We start from the raw sequence: 17,388 nt of genomic DNA, 5'->3' as shown, positions 1-17,388 counted from the left end.
AAACCCTTACCCGTTCGCCTCTGACCTACGCCCGACCTTCCCATCGAACCGATGTCATCAAACCTGAGTCAATGAGCGAACGGGATGACTCGTATTCAACGCTCATTCCGCACCAAAGCGAAGCTTCCCCCGTTTGGGACAGGTATGCATGGTACTGTCGATACTTCAGCGCCTCGTACGCATGTTCATTTCGCTTGACTTCACGATCAACCAAGCCAGAAAAATCAGCGAGATACTTAAAGTGCAGTAGGGCACCTGTCGGAAGCGATGTGTTTAAAAAGAAGGGGTAGGCAACATGCGGGTTCCAATACCACGTCTCAGCATTCCAAAAAATCAAAGGAACCTTTGCCTGCCATCCTTTATTCACCCCGAAGACCCTCTCTCCTGGGCCGCCAGACCATTTCACGCCTGTTTCTTCTCCGCTGATGTGCACCTGGGATCGCTGATACCCGATCCCATCAAACCAATTGCAACAATCCAACAACCGTTGTTCGTCTGCTAATTCCATTTCATGAACCGGATCCTTCGAGTACATCTCCACCATCAGGGCAGGAACGCACTGTCTATTTCGACTTACCAAAAGCTGGCACAGCTCAGGTAGGGACCTGGACTCAAAGCCATCGAAAACAAACTGCTCGTCCGCATCAGACCACAACACCCAACGATTGACACCATAGTGGCGATGAATCAGAGCAGAAATCCACCCAGACCCGCCAACAGATTGCCGGTAACGATTGTCTGTCGAATAAATATCGACATCGGGCTGGTATTTCAAGTAGTCCAACGTCCCATCTGTCGAGGAGTTGTCGATGATAGCGAATCGCTCGACGCCCAGGCTGCGGTAGTGCCGAAGGGTATCCGGGAGTCGCAACATTTCATTGAATACAACCATTGCTACGAGTGGAGTTGCGGGGTCCGGTGGAACGACTTTTTTGCGCACAATACGGAATGAATCTACGTCACGTTTCAGACGAGATCGTTCGGCTTGCAACACCCCCGTGACGTCCTTCTTTTCTTCTTGAACCGCTTGAGACAGCCCGCACTGGAACATCAGATCTGTAGAGCATTTTTCCGGCTGCAATCGCAACTCGTCGAACTCAACGTCAACGGAGAAGTAGCTCTTCAATGCTTGGTCGCGGGTGGCGATAACATTCCGAACGACCTGATCCCGATCGTTCCTCGGCCACCAACGCGTCCCATCGCCTGCCAAAGCATTTTCCCAGGATCGAATCACGTCCTTTTCGCGACGAATGACACGGACAAAGAGAAGTGGTTTCAGCATGGGCAAGTTCCAGGCGGCAGAAATCTCATGAACGAGCATGCACATGCTGGGGTGCTTCGCAACGATTGCCGAGTACCCGCCTGCTCTCGCACGACGCGCAGCCCAAATGATCCACCGTCGCAAAACCTGTACTCTCTGTTCAAATGTGCCTAGGTACTGCCATTTGCCTTCGTTTTCATCAAAACACTGAAGACAACAGCGTCGGAGATACTCGCTCTCATGCGTGGTGTAGCCTGTGCGTGCCTCGAAAAAGCTTTCCCCGGCATAGCATCCCAACTTTCGGAATGCATCGGTAACGGCCGAGGTGCCCCCACGGTAGGGCCCAAGAACAGCAATCGGTGTCAATTTCATTAAGCTAATGATCAAGCAGACAACTGGATGTGAATTCGCTAACGATAGCAGAACCCTATCCCTTCCGAGCGGTCAAGCTCTTTCCCTCGAACCTACCGACAAACGATTCACGCTGATCCCCTACTAACTGCAATTCGCACTCAAACCGTTCATCTGACGAAAAGGGCTTGCGGAGTTCGATTGCTCCAAAATTGCCGCAGATGAACGAAGCATTCTCTTCACCCTTCCAATCATGCCTATGGCCCGCTCAACAGCGCGGCGATCAAACAGACCGGACTTTCGTACTTGGCCCTATCATCGCAACCGTAATCAGAAGAGTGGATCTGGAATTGATTTCCTGGACATCTCCGCCGTTGCCTTAATGGATCGCCAATGCCGCACACTGCGAAGTCTATCTCGGCTCGGACGCGTGGCAATTTAGCCGCTCCGCGAGGGCTGACCGAGTCTCTATTTGGCCGTGAAGCTCGGCTACCCGCAGAACACGTCTGGCAAGTTCGGCGGATTCATGCTTTGGTTTGATTGCCTGCTCGTGATCGAGTAGCAATGTTGCTGCTTCTGTATTGCCGGCCGCTGCGGCCTTGTGGATCGGTGTGTAAAGCTGATTGTTGGTGATCGATGCATCAGCGTTGTGCTTCAGCAACAGCCTGATCATGGTGAGCCGGTTCGCTGCTGATGCCAAGTGCAGCGGGGCGTTGCCGCGGGCATCGGTCACATCGGGATTGGCAGCATTCTCCAGCAGCATGCTTGCCATGAACTCGAGCCCGCCCTTGGTGACGTAGTGAAGGGCCGTGCGTCGAAGGTTTCCTCGAGCATCAGGGTTTACCTCCGCTTCGAGCAAGACAGCTAGGAAACCAATGTCACCGGTGCGGGCGGCAAGATGGATCAGATGATCTCCCTTCTTTCCGATTGCCTCGTTCGGATGGGCTCCCAAACCCAAAAGTCGCCGAGCGAGATCGGGATGCCCATGCCGCAGAGCAACCTCCAACAAACATTGACCATCGAGGTCGCGAGCATGCATGGTCGCGCCTCTTCGCATGGCTTCATTGAACTCTGCAGTGCATCCGCTTTTGATCGCGTGGACAAGTTGAAAATCTGGCAACATCGCGTGGCAGACTGCCACGGCGAGCGTGCGAGCGCAAGCAATTGTTCACGCCGAGCTAGCGATACAAAAAGTCGTTGCGCATCGAGAAGAAGTCCTGTAACGTGAAGTCGTAACAACGTGCAGTCTCATGCACAGAAATACGACGAACATGATTTATGCATTCCTGAACCAAAAAGGTGGTGTCGGAAAGACAACACTCTCCATTCACACCGCCGCCGAGCTCTCCAACCGAGGACGACGAGTGCTGCTGATCGATGCGGATCCGCAGGGCAGTTCGCTTGGATGGTCGAACCATCGCGAGACGTCGAACTTCACGGTCGTCGGGATGGCCAAAGCGACCATCCACAAAGAGATCGAGAGTCTGGCCCGAGACTACGACGATGTTGTCATCGACGGTCCACCTCGAGTGACGGAACTGGCTCGATCGATCATTCTCGCTTCTAACGTGGTAATCATCCCACTCCAGCCATCGCCGATGGACGTTTGGGCTGCGGCCGAAACGGTTGACCTGGTTCGCGAAGCACAGATGTTCAATCCTGAGATCAAATGCTGCCTTGTACTGAATCGAAAGATCGCCAATACGGCAATTGGAAGAGATGTACGAGAGGCGTTGAAGGAACTTGAAGTGCCAATTCTCAAAAGCGACATCGGGCAACGGGTGGCCTTTGCCGAGAGTGCCGCGAGCGGGACAACGGTGCTGGAGCAAAAACGATCGAAAGCCGCGAAAGAAACTAAGAAATTTGTCAATGAACTAAGGAGGCTCCCATGAGCAAGAAGATCACCATGACAGCCCGCCCCAGAGCGAAACCGGAAATCGACAAATGGGTGGAGACTCGAGGATCGGCCGTAGCAGAAAAACCAGCCGTCAAACCGAAACGCCTGACCATTGACATCGACCCGTCCCTTCACAGACGGCTAAAGATGAGCTGCGTGAACCGAGACATCCAAATCGCGGACTTGATTCGCAAGCTCATCCAGAGTGAACTCGATAGTCAAGAACAAACCATGCCAGACCGCTAAAACGCAAACGTTCCGAACGGGGATTTCGTTTGACATCCCTCGATTTTGGTAAACCGGTGTTGGCCGCCGGAGAACCTAATCAGACCATCCTTCTTTCCGTCAATCGAATCGCTAGGCTGAACACCGAACACAAGACCTGACCCTGGGGGAAGCCGCCTCTGATCTGAAAACTAGGCAGTTCCCCTCGGTTCGTGTGCAGACCTTGAAAGTCGTTTCACGAAATGCGATTCGCATACTTTGCGAACCTCTTCGGGCAGCCCACTAGATCGCGCAACATAATCGACAACATGCATTGCGAGCATAAGCGACTGCTGCTGACCGCTGTCGAAGCAAGGCAATATTTCCCTGCCGAAGTTTAGGTCAATTGAAGCTAGCTGAAGAAGTTGCGGCACTTGAAACGCAGCCTTGGGATTCTCTAGCATCTTTCTTGAGAGCTGGACAAATCGCTCCCATTGCGGAAGCGACAAATTGTTGTCGTCGACGTGCTGTTGACCACGTGCTTCAAGCAATTGCTTTCGTAGATCGGAAAAGAATTTGTATTGCTCTTTACCGCCCCAAATCACCGTTTTTAGTGCGTCCGAAAGTTCATTTTCAGTGCTGGGATGCAGATGGCGCTGAAAAACCTTTCCTACACATGCAGCCAAACCAACGGAAAACACAGATGCCAGATTGACAACCATCGCGTTATGCTCGTGTTTCGCCGGATCGATTTCTTTTGCGGACGCCTTGCCTTCGCCAATAGCACGTCGCAGCAGATGTGTGAACTCTGCTGTTTCCCAAGCACCGGATGAAACGAACTCTACCAACGGGTCGAGACCAGGGAATCGTTTGCGCAGTGACCACAACTGTTCAAAATCTGCAGCTCCATATGTATGTGTTTCTGTCCCATCTGGAAACACCATCGCGTGATCGAACGTCTTGAAATCCTTCTCATCTAGCAGAAAGACGCTCATGGAACTCGCAAATAACTTATGGTCTGCCTCTATCGGCTGATTTGCACGACGCTGCAATACGATGTAGCCTTCGCTTGCGTTGTAGTTGGACATCAGACCGCTGAGCCAAATCACTCGATTCGCGGGCGATTGCCCCTTGAGGGTTTTGCAGTCCCCAAGTAGCACCTCCCAGCGTAGATTGTCGTTCGGACGAATTCCGAAGACATCGATATCGGTAATCAACTTCTGTTTGTGATGCTCGCCAGCTGAAAAATAAACAGGAACTTCAGGAATTGAAAACCAACCCTGGGCTGAGAAGTGTTTGAAGAGCAAGTCTTTCTGTTTCGCATCTTTCATCATTTTGCACCTCGTAGCAGAAAGCCGTCTATCTCTTCACGCGTCTCGGGATCCGTACTAACGACGTTGTCTTTTAGGATGCGTTTACGCCCAACCAAAGAGTCAACATAGGTTTCACCTTTACGAATCGCGAGGACTATGTCTTCATCAGCACCAGGAGCGCTGCTCTCACCCGATACCATCTGCATGGCAAGGTTAATCGCTTCACGATTCTCGGGTAGGTCATTCAATATAAAACGGTACTTGGTTCCGCTATCGTGCACGAGATGCCCCACCCTCAACGCAGCAACTTGCCGATACTGTTCGACAGCCTCTGAATTTGCACCGATAAAGCCACTGTCTCGCAGTTTTCGGAGTATCGCACGCGGTGACCAAATGCGATATTGAGCAGGTAGCAATTGCCCCTGACGAACTGCAGCAACGAGTGCCATTGCCGCTTCAAAAACGTGCCTCTTGAAGGGCGGAACTCCAGTGTGCTGAGGAGGTGGGCCAAAAAGAAAGTGGTTGGTTCCCGCGTGACTTGTCTGAATCGCCGGTGGTGGAGCAAAGCCTTCGGACGCAAGCAGTTGCACAACTGCTAAGTCCACCTTCGATAGCTTCGTTCCTGAAATCTCGCCCTGTGTCAGAATTAGACTAAGCGGCCAACCTTGGTTGTCCTTTAACAGCTTTAAAATTCGAGCGACCCTTGCGCCTCCGTGCCCAGCGACAAGGTCGGCATAAGCGGTGGTGGATTCAGTGAAGTACGTCGGTGATACGACGATGTCGCGTCCACGCGCTCGCTGACTCGATAGGAACTTGCATTCGTTACCAATTTCAAGAACCCGCATGACAAGGCGTTTTTCTGCACCTGCTCCGAGAATCGAATCTTTAGCAAGCGGCGACGATGCCAACCGAGACTGAAGATCAACTGCAAATTGCTCGTGTTCGGACATGTTATTTGCTTCATCAAGCTCTCCCAGTCCGAGGAAAAGTGAATCATAGTAAGGAACATCTGGGATCACGGTCTTGATCGTACTGCCTTCAGTGTCAAGCTTTACGAACTCAGCCTTCGCCAGAAGCTCGAGTACTGGACGGACCGCATGTGTGGTAAAATCAAATAAGTAGACGGCCACATTCTTGACAACGTCATACCTTACTGGCCCTGCCCCGCGGAGATGAAGTGCTAATCTCGTTGCCATTCCGAGAAGCTGAAGATTTTCAAACTCCGTAACCGATGATCGCTCGAGGCACAGCGTGATGTCATGTGACCGAACCACACGTTCTTTCGATTTCTCTTCTTTGCTTGCCATTTCGCTTGCCCATGTCCAAGGAACACTTCCAATTAGCCAGGACGGTTCTTCCTCCGGCTAGGTTTGCATTAAACTTTAAAGACTTGTTGGTTTCTCAATCACTCGTTCTGTAATGCTTCCAGCTCGCCGCAGAGCACTGGCCGACGCTTTTCAAAGGCACTATCTTAGCTTTTTCGCAAATCGTCCAGCCATTTGGCTTCCCCAGGGAAAGCGGTCCCGTCGCATTTCAGACGCAAAGCGATTTGCAAAACGGGTCGGGGCGGCTTCGCCGGGGGCGGGTTTTGTGTTCGGTGTTCAGGCATCCAAGTGGATCAACATAGGTTTACGTGGTCCGTTTCACAGCTCCGGTGGCCGACACCGAAGCACTCTTCTTCTGGCGACGATTTATCGTCAAGCTACCTCACGTCGGGATGTCGCTCAAAGCTGACCACGTTTGGAAGCAGAATCAGATTGATTTTCCGTAAGTAATATTATCACACCGCGAGCAAGTCTCTACGCTGGAATAAAGACAACGCAAAAACATTCTGCCGGTCTGTTCTGAATCTGATGGCCTGCTCACTTGCGTAAACGCGAACCATAGCAGCCAATGACCTACTCGGTCGTCCAACGCACTCCATTCACGCCGGGACCGAGCAGATGACACCGAGTAACAGTAATGCCTGACCGTTCACACTTCCGCATGATATACTGTGCTTCTTCCATGTCGTGCGACGACAGGAAAATTTGATACCCCAAATCTCTTATCAAGCCACGAATGATGTCAATGAACGCCGACGCGTGTAGAAGGTCTGAGCTCTGCAACGGATCGTCGAGAAGCAAAGCAGGCCAGCGACTCCAACGATATTCTGTGCTCGCTGCAAACAGCGTGGCCAATCCTTGCACTGAGATCTGACCGTCACTTAATTCTGCAAGTGGAGGAGCTTCGCGATGTGAGCCGCCGTCCGAACGACTAACCGATTGCGTAAGCTTGGTTCCCCCGCCGGCAGCAGTTTTTGCAGTCCACTCAATCTGATATCGGAAGGGTGAAAGAACATCGTGAAATCTCTGAATGCGATTCGTTAACGGCTTTAACGCGCGATCGTTAAAAGCATCTGCCTTCTCCTTCAGCCCGTCTGCCATCTCTTTCGCTTTGGCTAATGCATCTTTCGCTTTTGTGATTTTCATCTCGGCGTCTGCAATTGATGCGTCGAGAGACATAGACACAGCTTCTTCCGTGCAGTTGTCCCGTTTCGCACACTCCGCTTCTACTCTTCTCGCAATGTCACGCATTTGAGTGTTTGCGTTCCAAGCATCGACACCAGCACTTAACTGTTCACATCTTCGCCTGTTCGATTCGATAAGTTCAATTTCTTCTTCTCTCGATGCCACCAATCGACCAAGGTTCTTTGAGTCAGGGCTTCCCATGCCGACGTTTCGCGCCCACCTTTCCGAGAGAACCGTTTTTCGCGATTCAGCCACAGTCAGATCGCGACGAGCTTGATCTACCGTTCGTTGAACGCTCGATTGCGATGCTTGCTTTGCCTTCACCGCGTCGTTCGCCGATATAACTTCCATATCCAGCGAGGAAAGTTGAGCGCCCAACGTCATCTGCTGTTCTGCTAATTGTTTAGAGAAATCCTCCCAACTCTGATCTGCCGATTTAAGGGATGCCAAGTCACGCTCGGCACTGTCAATTATCAGTTTATGTTCCGCTATCAGGTTACGTTGTGCGATAACTTCACTAGCAAGCACGCTCACGCGGTTCTCATCGGATGTGATTGCTGTCTGTATGGCGCTCTTGCTCGCAACCAACTCTTCCGAAGAAGGCAGGTCTTGTATAATAGACGACAATTTCGATTGATTCTGCTGAGACGCTTCGATTGCATCCTTTGCTGCAATCGCAATGTCATCACCTGGAAATGCGAATGGAATAGCCAACTTCTCAATCTCGCTCCAGGATTCAAAGCGGTCTGCCTGCAAGTTGACAAGCTGTTCAATCAAACTCGGGAGTTGAGAACGTCGCTTGGTCACCTCGACGAGCGACAAACGCAACTCTGATAGTTCTTCCCTAACTTGCTTAAGTGAAGCATCGAGCCCGACTGTGTCGACACCTGCTTCAGCGAGAGATTTTTGGGCCAATGCGTAAAGCTCTCCCGGCTTGTAACTTTTTTGGCAAATGGGACAGGTAGTTGCATCATGCTCGATATGGTCGCACATTGTCGCCAACGCCTTGTGTACTGTCTCCGCACTCGCCACTGCCAGCCTCTTGCTCTCGAGGATCCTCTCTTCGAGAATCGCCAGTTCAGCAATTCTGCTTTCCGCTTTTGTTGCGATTTCCTCAACTGACACTTGCTCAGCCCGGAGTGATTCTAGTTCTTTATCGTTCAGCTCTGCTTGCGATGCCCGTGTTTGATACTCATCGCATTTAGCTTGCAGTTGTCGAAGCAACGAGAGTTTCTCGTTAACACCTTCAAGCTCAGCAGCGAGTTCCGCTCGCTTCGAGATGGATTCACTGAGCAAATTCAGTTTCAGCTTGGATTTTTCTAAACGACCCCAGATTCCATGGCGTTCATCTTCTAATTCAGTGATTTTGGCGGTGGCGGATTTAACAGTATTTACTGCCAGATCTCTGCTTCGCATCAATGCGACTCGCTTTTTGAGGGTTGATAGTTCAGAATCCGTTTCTTTCCTCAAATCTGTCAGTCGGCGTTTTTCAGAAATCAAAGCATCCAAGTCTGACGTTTCTGCATTCAGCTTTTCCAAGTCCCGTTTGATTGTTGCATTTGAATTTTTAATATCACTTGCAATCGTCTCCCATTCCGAACAGGTCGCTGAAGAATCTTTCAGCCTTTGCAAGCTTTCTCGACGTTTTTCAAGGGTCTCGTCAAGCAATTGAACTATTTCAGATACCTTGCGAGCAGTTCCATTTCCTTCGGAGTTCAAAGCTTCAAGCAGCGGATCAATATCTGTAAGACCTGCGAGCGATTCACGAACCCCCTGCAGTGAATTTTCAGCAGCGGATGGTTCGATTACTCTCACACTTGAAACTTGGGACTGCAGGTCATTCCGCCGGCGTAGCAATTCTTGCCAGTCCTTCAGCTGCGTCTGCCGCTTCTCAGCAACATTCTTCAGGTCGCTAATCAGTCGTTCGAATGCATTTTTTGTTTTAACGCTGCCAACTGCTTGAAGCACCTGCCTGAGACGCTCGACGCCAGCGGGGCCTTCGAGAAGTTTCCATTGCTCGGCTGGCTTTTCCTCCTCGAATCGGAACCGCTTCGATTGAGGCAAAAACATCGTCAGGCGAAAATATGGCGTTGTGTCCGTGGGTTGCGAACCCCAGTCAGAGTCTGTAAGGAAGTCTGCTAGTTCACTAGGCGACGGTCCAGTAGAGGCTGTTCGTACGAAACGTCGCTCTTCGTCACCGAACTTAATCGCAACTTGATGACTCATATCGTCAGCGTCGCGTCGAGTTAAATATTTGTCCAGCTGTCCAGCTCTCAGAGAATCGCTTATACGACGTGCATCTGCCGTCAGAAGCCATTCAATTGCCTCGAAGAATGTTGTCTTTCCAAGCCCATTCATTCCGTAGATAACTACTAAACCGGGTTTGGCGGGAACGTCGAGACTGAAGTTCGGACCAAACGATCGAAAATTCGAGATATCGATTTGAGATAAGTAGGTTCGATTCATGATTCAAGTGACTCCAGCAATGCCTTAACTAGATCGTCGTGGTCACGTGATTCTGATCGAAATTCGGGCCGCTCAAGAATCTTTTGCCAACTAGAAAAATCGTCAGATGCCCCAGAGAGCGCATCAAGATTCGCTGACTTACTTGTATGCGCAACCTTCCAAGGCTCCGCAAGAAAAGTTCGCTCTATGAACTCGTCAATCTGGGCTGGCCACTCCTGCTCGTTTTTCGAGGGAAGCCATACGAGCTTCCGACACACCAACTCATTGCGTTCGATCACCTCAGAGAAATTCCGCCATTCCGCTTCGTCCTTACTGCCCGGGGGGCCCACTAGAAAGAGGTTTAGATCGTCGCTGTAGTTGGACTGCAACCAGGTTCGTGCCGTGGCAGCATATTGTTGGTAGCCATGCCACCGGGAAAGCAAGAGGTCACGATAGGCATTGCTCCACTCGCCCGGCGTTAGTTTGACTTCGAGTTGGCCCACCTGGATCGCATAAGAAGAGTGACTCTCAATATACAAGCCTGCGGGAGGCGCAATGTCTTTCATTTCCGGCCGGAGTGGCGTTTTTTTATTAGTCGTTCCGGAGAGCGTGTCTTTCATTGTCGCCGACTTGGTTTTCGATTTCACCAGCTCTTCCGGATTAGCGACAAGCTCAAATCCCCGGACGCTACATTCCTGAGCTATTGCGGAAACAATCGCTGCTACGGGTTGTGGGTCAAGCGTCAACATGCTTCGCTCCATCGACGTATTCCTCTTGTTGCGAGACAAGCAATTCGCAACGATCTCGTAGAAGCGTTCTCAACTCTGCAAGACCATTGGCAATCGCCGTCAGCAACTCAACGTCACTTGGAAGCACGATCGACGCGGCTGGCTCTTCATTCAGTGACTTAGCAACTTGACCGACATTTTTGTTCAAGGTTGACTGGGTTCCGTGAAATGTCTCCCAAGCAAGATCAAGATGAGGAAGCATTACGAATGAGGTTCGCCAACGATGTGTCTTGGCGGCCATCTTCAGCGTTTTCCGGCTGATGGTTTGGACTCCGCAAGAATGCCCGCTCATAGCGTCATCACCAAGGTTTCCAGGAGCCTGTCCCTTGGGAGACTGAATCGAAACTGGGAGGCCAGCACAGACGGCCAATGTGAACGCAACAGTTGGAACGATACAAGCATCTAGTGTATCTGGACCTACTCCATTAGCTGAATCAGACATTTCTTTCGCTCCATCGCACGACAGCATGAGTCCAAGAAAGTGATGGTTTAGAGTTGGGTCACTTTCAAGTGCCGTCACCCATTGTCGCCAGACAGTCTTCATAGGATCGAGAATGTCGGCCGCGATTTCATAGTTTAATAGTCCAGCGTGATCGTCGAAGACTTCAGCAAGTCGATCGCGTAGTTGGAGCAATGTCCAGTCGTTGCATAACTTCTGAAGGTACAATCCAAGTTCGTCGGCGGTTGCGAATGAAGAACCACCCTGCGGCACAGTCGTGGAATCAACTTCCTCGAAGACATACTTTTCAATAAAACTCTCTGGGGTCTTGCCGGTCAATGGAATCCATTCCTCAGCACACTTGATACAGCCTGATCTCCAAGATCGCTTTCCAGCAACATGCAGAGTAGTGGTGGGCCGCGTTTGCATGAATGGTGAATGAACAACGATTCGCTGAACCGCGCTTGATAGCCATTGTGATTCGTCAGTGCGAACATTGCACCAGAATCCCGTGAAGCCGTCCTTCCAAATATTGTCGAGCAATGTCGTGTCAAGATTGCTTCGATAGACTTTGTCATCATTGATGATCGTCGGGAACCTGCGAATACCATCCCATGACTTGATTGACATGCCTGGAAAGTGTTCGGCATAAGTTGTGGTCACAGCATCGATCGGTGTGCAGTACAAAATGCTATCAGTTGAATGCCCGTGTTGTGACATCACACCTACAACGGAAAGCGACTCATCGGATTCACGAACGCGCAGTAAAATAGGACAGCCGGAAACGCCAGCGAAAACCGACTTTTCGCCAGCGGGCAACTTTCCACCTTCTTCACAGAAAAGTTGCATTGCTGGTGCATTGTCGATTGATGCGTGGGCGTCGCGAACTAACCCAGCAAGTTTAAGACCGCTGTTTTGAAGACCCGTTTCGTGCAAACCCACCGGATAACCGTGCAATTCCCACCGAACGGAACCTGTCAAGCTTGTTGGGCGTGCAACCATCACAAGGGGTTTTACACCTGTCATGGTGCTGATTTCGATCAGCGCTATGTCTAATTGCTTGTCGTCGACTATTAGTTTTCCAGTTGTCTTTCCAGAGGGAAAATCCAGTTCGATTTCTGCTCCTAATGTGCAACCCTTAACACAATGAGAAGCCGTACAGACAACGTTGCTTGCCATTAGCCACGCCGAACCAAAATGCTTCCCGTTCAGAAGCAAACGAGCGATGCTGTGTCGATAGTCAACCACCAATAACCTCGCCTTTATTGTCAGCAGTTTTCAATTTCGCGTCGACACTGCCGTCGGGTTCAACAACCGCATGTACGAAACTGGGGTTTCTAATCGTGTAATCTGTGTAATTCTTAGATTTCATATCATTCAAAAACTTTTCGATCGACAGGTTGGCGGTAGCGGCATTGTCGCTACTAATCCCCGACGGTAATCGTAGTACGTCTGCCCAAGTTCCCGCATTGATGTACCTACCATGTGGTAATTCGATGTCTTTAGGGAAGTGAGTGTGGCCAAAAATCACAACGTCGTATCCGCCATACTCCGTCATCTTCCGCGATGGCGCCAGATAACGCTCGGACTCGGTTTTCCGATCGAAGCTGTCAGCATCTCGAACGCGTTTGAGGGCCAAGCGAACAAGATTCATCCGGCCTTCGTCCATACTGGCCTTCAAGTTATCGTAGATCTTCCATGGACACGTTAGGTCAATCGCTCTGGATGCTTGTTCAGAAAGCGTTCGCATCAGCGAGCCGTGCGCATCAGGCGTGTCGGACAGTTGACCGCTCCTAGACGGAGGGCTCAGAAACGGCTCAGCATCGTTTCCCATGGTATCTCGCAAGAAATCATTCAAAGATCGGTACGGAGATTGCTCACCGGCAGCCATAAGAGCTGGGTTTGATTCCTTGTTGTTTCGGATTGTCTTCCGAAACAGCTTCCACCCTCGGCGAAATGCGGCTTCAAAAAACGGTCGAGTTTCGGGGTAAAAAGCGAGCAAAAGTGGCACCGCGGCATCAACCTCGGGCTTTAGCAAGTTGAGAAATGGAGCTTCTCTGATTGTGGGGTTCACGATGTCGACGACAATCGAGCTACCGGGAGGTGGGTCGAAGAAACGCTCCCCTCGCTCAGCGTCGTCCACAACGAATCCACGCGATAAATGGGATCTTTCTTGTCTGAGCAAGTTGTAGTCAACTGCATTGAACGGATCGTACTGGTTGCCATGTTCGATCAGCAGTTTACCGCGCGTGTAAGCTTCCCCGTCGTAGATAAATCGAATTTTACCGTTGTCACCGGCGCACAGCCGTTCGAAGTGACGTCGTACACCGGGCAAACACAATTCAAGATCGTGGTTCCCAAGGATTACGGTAAGTTCGCATCCGATGTCTACCAATGTTCGTAATGACTTGAATGGCCCTCTGCCATCGGGCAGCTCGAATCGGTTTGCAATATTATCGAGTTGCGCTCGAATTACACGAGAATCGTTCTGCCAGGCTATGGGGTTGTAGGTGCCATCTTGGTCAGGCGCGAGAAAGTCCACCATATCACCGTTGATGACCACCTCGGTGATGCCATCAAAAGCTTTTGCTGCTTCGCCGATCGAATCCAGAAAAGTGGTCAGCGCAAGTGTGGAGCGAAAAATGCTTGTCCCAAGTTCCGCGACGTTGCCATCCACTGCGACGTCAACATCGCCGCCTAAGTGCCAGTCTGAGGAGATGAAGATTTGTCGCCGAGGTACCATCAGTGTCTTAACCTATGAATGCGTTTAGCCAACTCAAAAACATCGTGGTAGGTGTTATACCGTGCATACAGTGAAAAATAGTTTGTTCGATAGGTTGCTTGACCGCAATTGAGATCGGGAAAGGGAAAGTCGTTCAACGCACCTGAGCGAACTGGCGAAATTATTGCGATCATGCCGCGCCTCCAGGAGGTGATGTGTCATTTTCTCGCAACGCTTCATACAGTTTCGATGGGCCGATGAGAATGTCGCGGAGGCCTTCTTGGACGGATTGGGAATTGAGGACTTGGGTGCTCATCTCGGTGTGGGCGTCGAGGGCTTGCATGACCGCGTTGAGTATTTCGGTTTTCAGGTCCGGTGAATTGGCGAACTGTTCTTTCGTGTTGTTGCGGGCTTGTTGGATCAGGGTTTCCGACTCCAGCAGTTTGCCTTTGAGCACGTTGTTGACGTAGACGAGCTTGTCGTTGTCGGTCAATTCGCCGTCGAATAGGTCGTTGACCTTTTCGATGATCTCGGAGAGATAAGCGGTTTCTTTCTCGCGTACCTGTCCTGAACCGGCGGCGGCGAGCGGATCGAGGAGCGGTGTTTCGCCCTCTTTCAAATTCATCTTTTGTTTACCGCGGTTCTTCAGGTTGTGGTGCGTCAGACGGACTTCAGATAGGTCGACACTTACTCGCTCGCGACCGAACTTCAGCAACCGTACGAGGTGCTTGTAGAAGATCGCTCGCTTTTCCAAATCCGTGTTGCCGTAGTCGAAGATCTGCGACAGGAAGGTGTAGGCTCGGGTGTAGCTGACTATATCACCGCGAAATAGCGTCAGTGCGTCCATTGTGTCCTTGGCTTCTTGTGCAGCCGTCTTGTTCTTGGCCTCCGTTGCTGCCTTGAACGCCTCGCGGGCTGCAGCGTATTGCTTCAACAAGCGGTCGGCGACGGGAGTGATCGCCGCTTCGAGTTGGCTTTGCTTCGCTTTCGGATTGAGCACAACGGTGACGACGCGGTCGACTTCGTGGTCATCGTAATGTCCGCTCTCATCCAGTTTGGTGCGGAGATCCAGAACCAAGTTCGGATCGGTCGCCCCGGACAGTTCTGCCGTTTCGTGGTAAGTCTTGAATGCGGCCAGGATGTCATCGGGATCGTTGGTAAAATCCAGCACATACGTTTGATCTTTGCCGGGGTGACAGCGGTTCAACCGCGAGATGGTTTGAACGGCCTGAATCCCGTCGAGCCGCTTGTCAATGTACATGCCGCACAAAAGTGGTTGATCGAAACCGGTTTGAAACTTATTCGCGACCAGCAAGATTTGATAATCGGGTTCGTTGAATGCGGTGCGGATGTCCCGACCGTCGAGACCGGGGTTCAACTCCTTGGACGTTTCCTTAAAGGGATCGGGGCCGGATTCTTTGTCGTTGACTTCGCCGGAGAACGCGACGAGCGTTTTCAACGGATAGCCGCGATCCTTGATGTATCGGTTGATGGCGAGCTGCCACCGCACTGCTTCGAGGCGACTGCTGACCACGACCATCGCTTTGGCTTGTCCGTCGAGCAGCGGTGCAATCGTCTCGCGGTAATGCTCGACGATGATCTGGACCTTTTGAGAAATGTTGTACGGGTGCAACTTCACCCACCCCATGATGCCCTTCATCGCAGCCGAACGTTCGACTTCAGTGTCCGACCATTCTTTTCCGCCGCTGGCCAGTCTGAATGCCAACTTGTACGAGACATAGTTTTGCAGCACATCCAGGATGAAGCCCTCTTCGATCGCCTGCCGCATCGAGTAAACATGAAAGGGTTGCGGGAGGTTGTCGTCGGATGCGGGCTGGTCCGGTTTGGGACGCCGGCCAAACAGCTCCAACGTTTTCGGTTTGGGAGTGGCTGTGAAAGCAACGTAGGTGATGTTCTTGTCGTCGCTGCGAGATTGCATCTGTGCAGCCAAGACATCCTCACTGCTCACGTCACCGCCATCGTCGAGTTGTTCACGTTCTTCGGCGGAGAGCAATTCCTTCAGCTTCGTCGCCGCCTCGCCGGTTTGGGAACTGTGTGCTTCATCCGCGATCACAGCAAACGCCTTGCCCTCCGTGGCCGTCAATTCACGAACGGCTTTCAGGGCGAACGGGAAAGTTTGGATAGTGCAAACGACAATCTTCTTGTCGCCAGAAAGAGCTTCCGCCAACTGGGAACTTTTGCTGCCCTTTTTGCTTTCGATCGTCGCTACGACTCCCTTCTTGCGTTCAAACGCTGCCAGTTCCTCTTGCAGTTGTCCGTCGATGACGTTGCGGTCCGAGACCACGATCACCGTATCGAACACCTTCTTATCATCGGCGTCATGTAAATCGGCCAGAAAGTGAGCCGTCCAAGCAATCGTTTTTGTTTTCCCACTGCCCGCCGAATGCTGAATCAAATACTTCTGTCCGGGCCCCTCCTCCAATACGGCGGCACGTAATTTCCGTGTCGAATCGAGCTGATGAAAACGCGGAAAGATGATCGACTTGATCTGTTTCTTCTTGTCCAGTTCGGTGACCAAGTACCGGCCCAGAATTTCCAGCCACATCTGACGAGCGAACACACGCTCCCAAAGATACGCGGTCTTGTGACCATCCGGATTGATCGGATTTCCGGCGGCACCGTTGTCACCCAAGTTGAACGGCAAGAAGAACGTCTTGGCACCCTTCAAGTGCGTCGTCATTTGCACCTCGCTGCTACTGACGGCGAAATGCACCAACGCACCGCTAGGGAATTTCAGCAACGGCTCGGCCGCCTTCCCTTTCGGTTGGGGATTTCGGTCGAAGCGATATTGATCGACCGCATCATGAATGCTCTGCGTGAAGTCCGTCTTCAGTTCGATCGTTGCGACGGGGAGACCGTTGAGAAACAGAACCAGATCAATGCTGTTCTCGTTGTGGGTCGAGTAGCGAACCTGACGAACAACCCGCAAGCGGTTCGCTTCATAACGCTGCATGATGTCGGGGTTCATCCCCAGAGCTGGTTTGAACTCGGCCATTTTGATGCCGCGTTTCAGCCCGAGCATGTCGAAGCCGTTTCGGATGACGCTGAGCGTTCCCTGTTTGTCGAGACAATCTCGTAGCCGTTTGGCGAGTGTTGCCCAGGCATTCTGGCCATGGTTCTTTTCGAGTGTTTTCCAGGCCTCCGGCTGCGTTTGCTTGACCCAAGCCACCACATCCTCGGGAAACATCGCCAAAGAGCGGTCGTAATCGGCCGCATCGCCGTCGGCATGCAACCAGCCATTTTCAGCCAAATGTTGGCAGATTTCGTCCTCGAAGCTGATCTCTTTATGCAGGCTCATCGCAAACCTTCCTCTGCAATTTGGTGATGAGCCGACAAAGATGGATTGGGGAGAACCCTGGGGATAATGCGACGAAACGAACGCGTCAGGATCGCGAAAAACCGCGATTTCCCCGACCGAAAGCGACGAAAAGCGACCA

At 51.5% G+C, this 17,388-nt stretch carries 11 protein-coding genes; 2 read left to right on the top strand and 9 right to left on the bottom strand.

The window, feature by feature from the left end; all coding sequences use genetic code 11:
- Positions 1–25 precede the first annotated feature (25 nt).
- Together CEE69_RS22280 and CEE69_RS22275 are read right to left on the bottom strand one after the other, a co-directional pair.
- The gene (locus CEE69_RS22280; protein WP_158231062.1) at positions 26–1,081 is read right to left on the bottom strand and encodes a glycosyltransferase family 2 protein; all 1,056 of its coding nucleotides are present in this window, start codon (positions 1,079–1,081) and stop codon (positions 26–28) included.
- 943 nt (positions 1,082–2,024) lie between these two features.
- Complete coding sequence (locus tag CEE69_RS22275; RefSeq protein ID WP_233215518.1) at positions 2,025–2,669, bottom strand: ankyrin repeat domain-containing protein; 645 nt, start codon at positions 2,667–2,669, stop codon at positions 2,025–2,027.
- Positions 2,670–2,883: 214 nt separating this feature from the next.
- On the opposite strand from CEE69_RS22275, the gene parA reads away from it, so the two are divergent.
- Positions 2,884–3,504 carry a ParA family partition ATPase gene (parA, locus tag CEE69_RS22270; protein WP_099262824.1) on the top strand — a complete coding sequence of 207 codons (621 nt, stop codon included), beginning with the start codon at positions 2,884–2,886 and terminating at the stop codon, positions 3,502–3,504.
- Positions 3,501–3,755: a plasmid partition protein ParG gene (locus CEE69_RS22265; RefSeq protein ID WP_099262823.1), complete on the top strand. Its 255-nt coding sequence runs from the start codon at positions 3,501–3,503 to the stop codon at positions 3,753–3,755. Before parA ends, CEE69_RS22265 begins: the two co-directional genes overlap by 4 nt.
- Positions 3,756–3,925: 170 nt before the next feature.
- Here the strand turns inward: CEE69_RS22265 and CEE69_RS22260 are convergent, their stop codons facing one another.
- From CEE69_RS22260 to CEE69_RS22230, 7 genes are all read right to left on the bottom strand, one after another.
- Positions 3,926–5,047: a hypothetical protein gene (locus CEE69_RS22260; protein ID WP_099262822.1), complete on the bottom strand. Its 1,122-nt coding sequence runs from the start codon at positions 5,045–5,047 to the stop codon at positions 3,926–3,928.
- Positions 5,044–6,333, bottom strand: a complete 1,290-nt coding sequence (locus CEE69_RS22255; RefSeq protein WP_099262821.1) for a hypothetical protein — start codon at positions 6,331–6,333, stop codon at positions 5,044–5,046. Before CEE69_RS22255 ends, CEE69_RS22260 begins: the two co-directional genes overlap by 4 nt.
- 591 nt (positions 6,334–6,924) lie before the next feature.
- A complete protein-coding gene (locus CEE69_RS22250; RefSeq protein WP_099262820.1) occupies positions 6,925–10,002 on the bottom strand; it encodes an AAA family ATPase in 3,078 nt (1,025 codons plus the stop codon).
- Positions 9,999–10,730 carry an ABC-three component system middle component 1 gene (locus tag CEE69_RS22245; protein ID WP_143549309.1) on the bottom strand — a complete coding sequence of 244 codons (732 nt, stop codon included), beginning with the start codon at positions 10,728–10,730 and terminating at the stop codon, positions 9,999–10,001. Before CEE69_RS22245 ends, CEE69_RS22250 begins: the two co-directional genes overlap by 4 nt.
- Positions 10,717–12,456 carry an ABC-three component system protein gene (locus tag CEE69_RS22240; protein ID WP_143549308.1) on the bottom strand — a complete coding sequence of 580 codons (1,740 nt, stop codon included), beginning with the start codon at positions 12,454–12,456 and terminating at the stop codon, positions 10,717–10,719. The genes CEE69_RS22245 and CEE69_RS22240 overlap by 14 nt, the downstream gene beginning before the upstream one ends.
- Entirely contained in the window at positions 12,449–13,951 is a 1,503-nt protein-coding gene (locus CEE69_RS22235; RefSeq protein ID WP_099262817.1) for a metallophosphoesterase family protein, read from the bottom strand. Before CEE69_RS22235 ends, CEE69_RS22240 begins: the two co-directional genes overlap by 8 nt.
- 169 nt (positions 13,952–14,120) lie before the next feature.
- The gene (locus tag CEE69_RS22230) at positions 14,121–17,249 is read right to left on the bottom strand and encodes a type I restriction endonuclease subunit R (protein WP_099262816.1); all 3,129 of its coding nucleotides are present in this window, start codon (positions 17,247–17,249) and stop codon (positions 14,121–14,123) included.
- Between the last annotated feature and the right edge of the window lie 139 nt (positions 17,250–17,388).

The sequence above is a fragment of the Rhodopirellula bahusiensis genome (assembly GCF_002727185.1).
Taxonomy (GTDB): Bacteria; Planctomycetota; Planctomycetia; order Pirellulales; family Pirellulaceae; genus Rhodopirellula; species Rhodopirellula bahusiensis.
The sequence above is the reverse complement of the archived record's forward strand: the minus strand, read 5'-3'. Positions and strand labels throughout refer to the sequence as shown.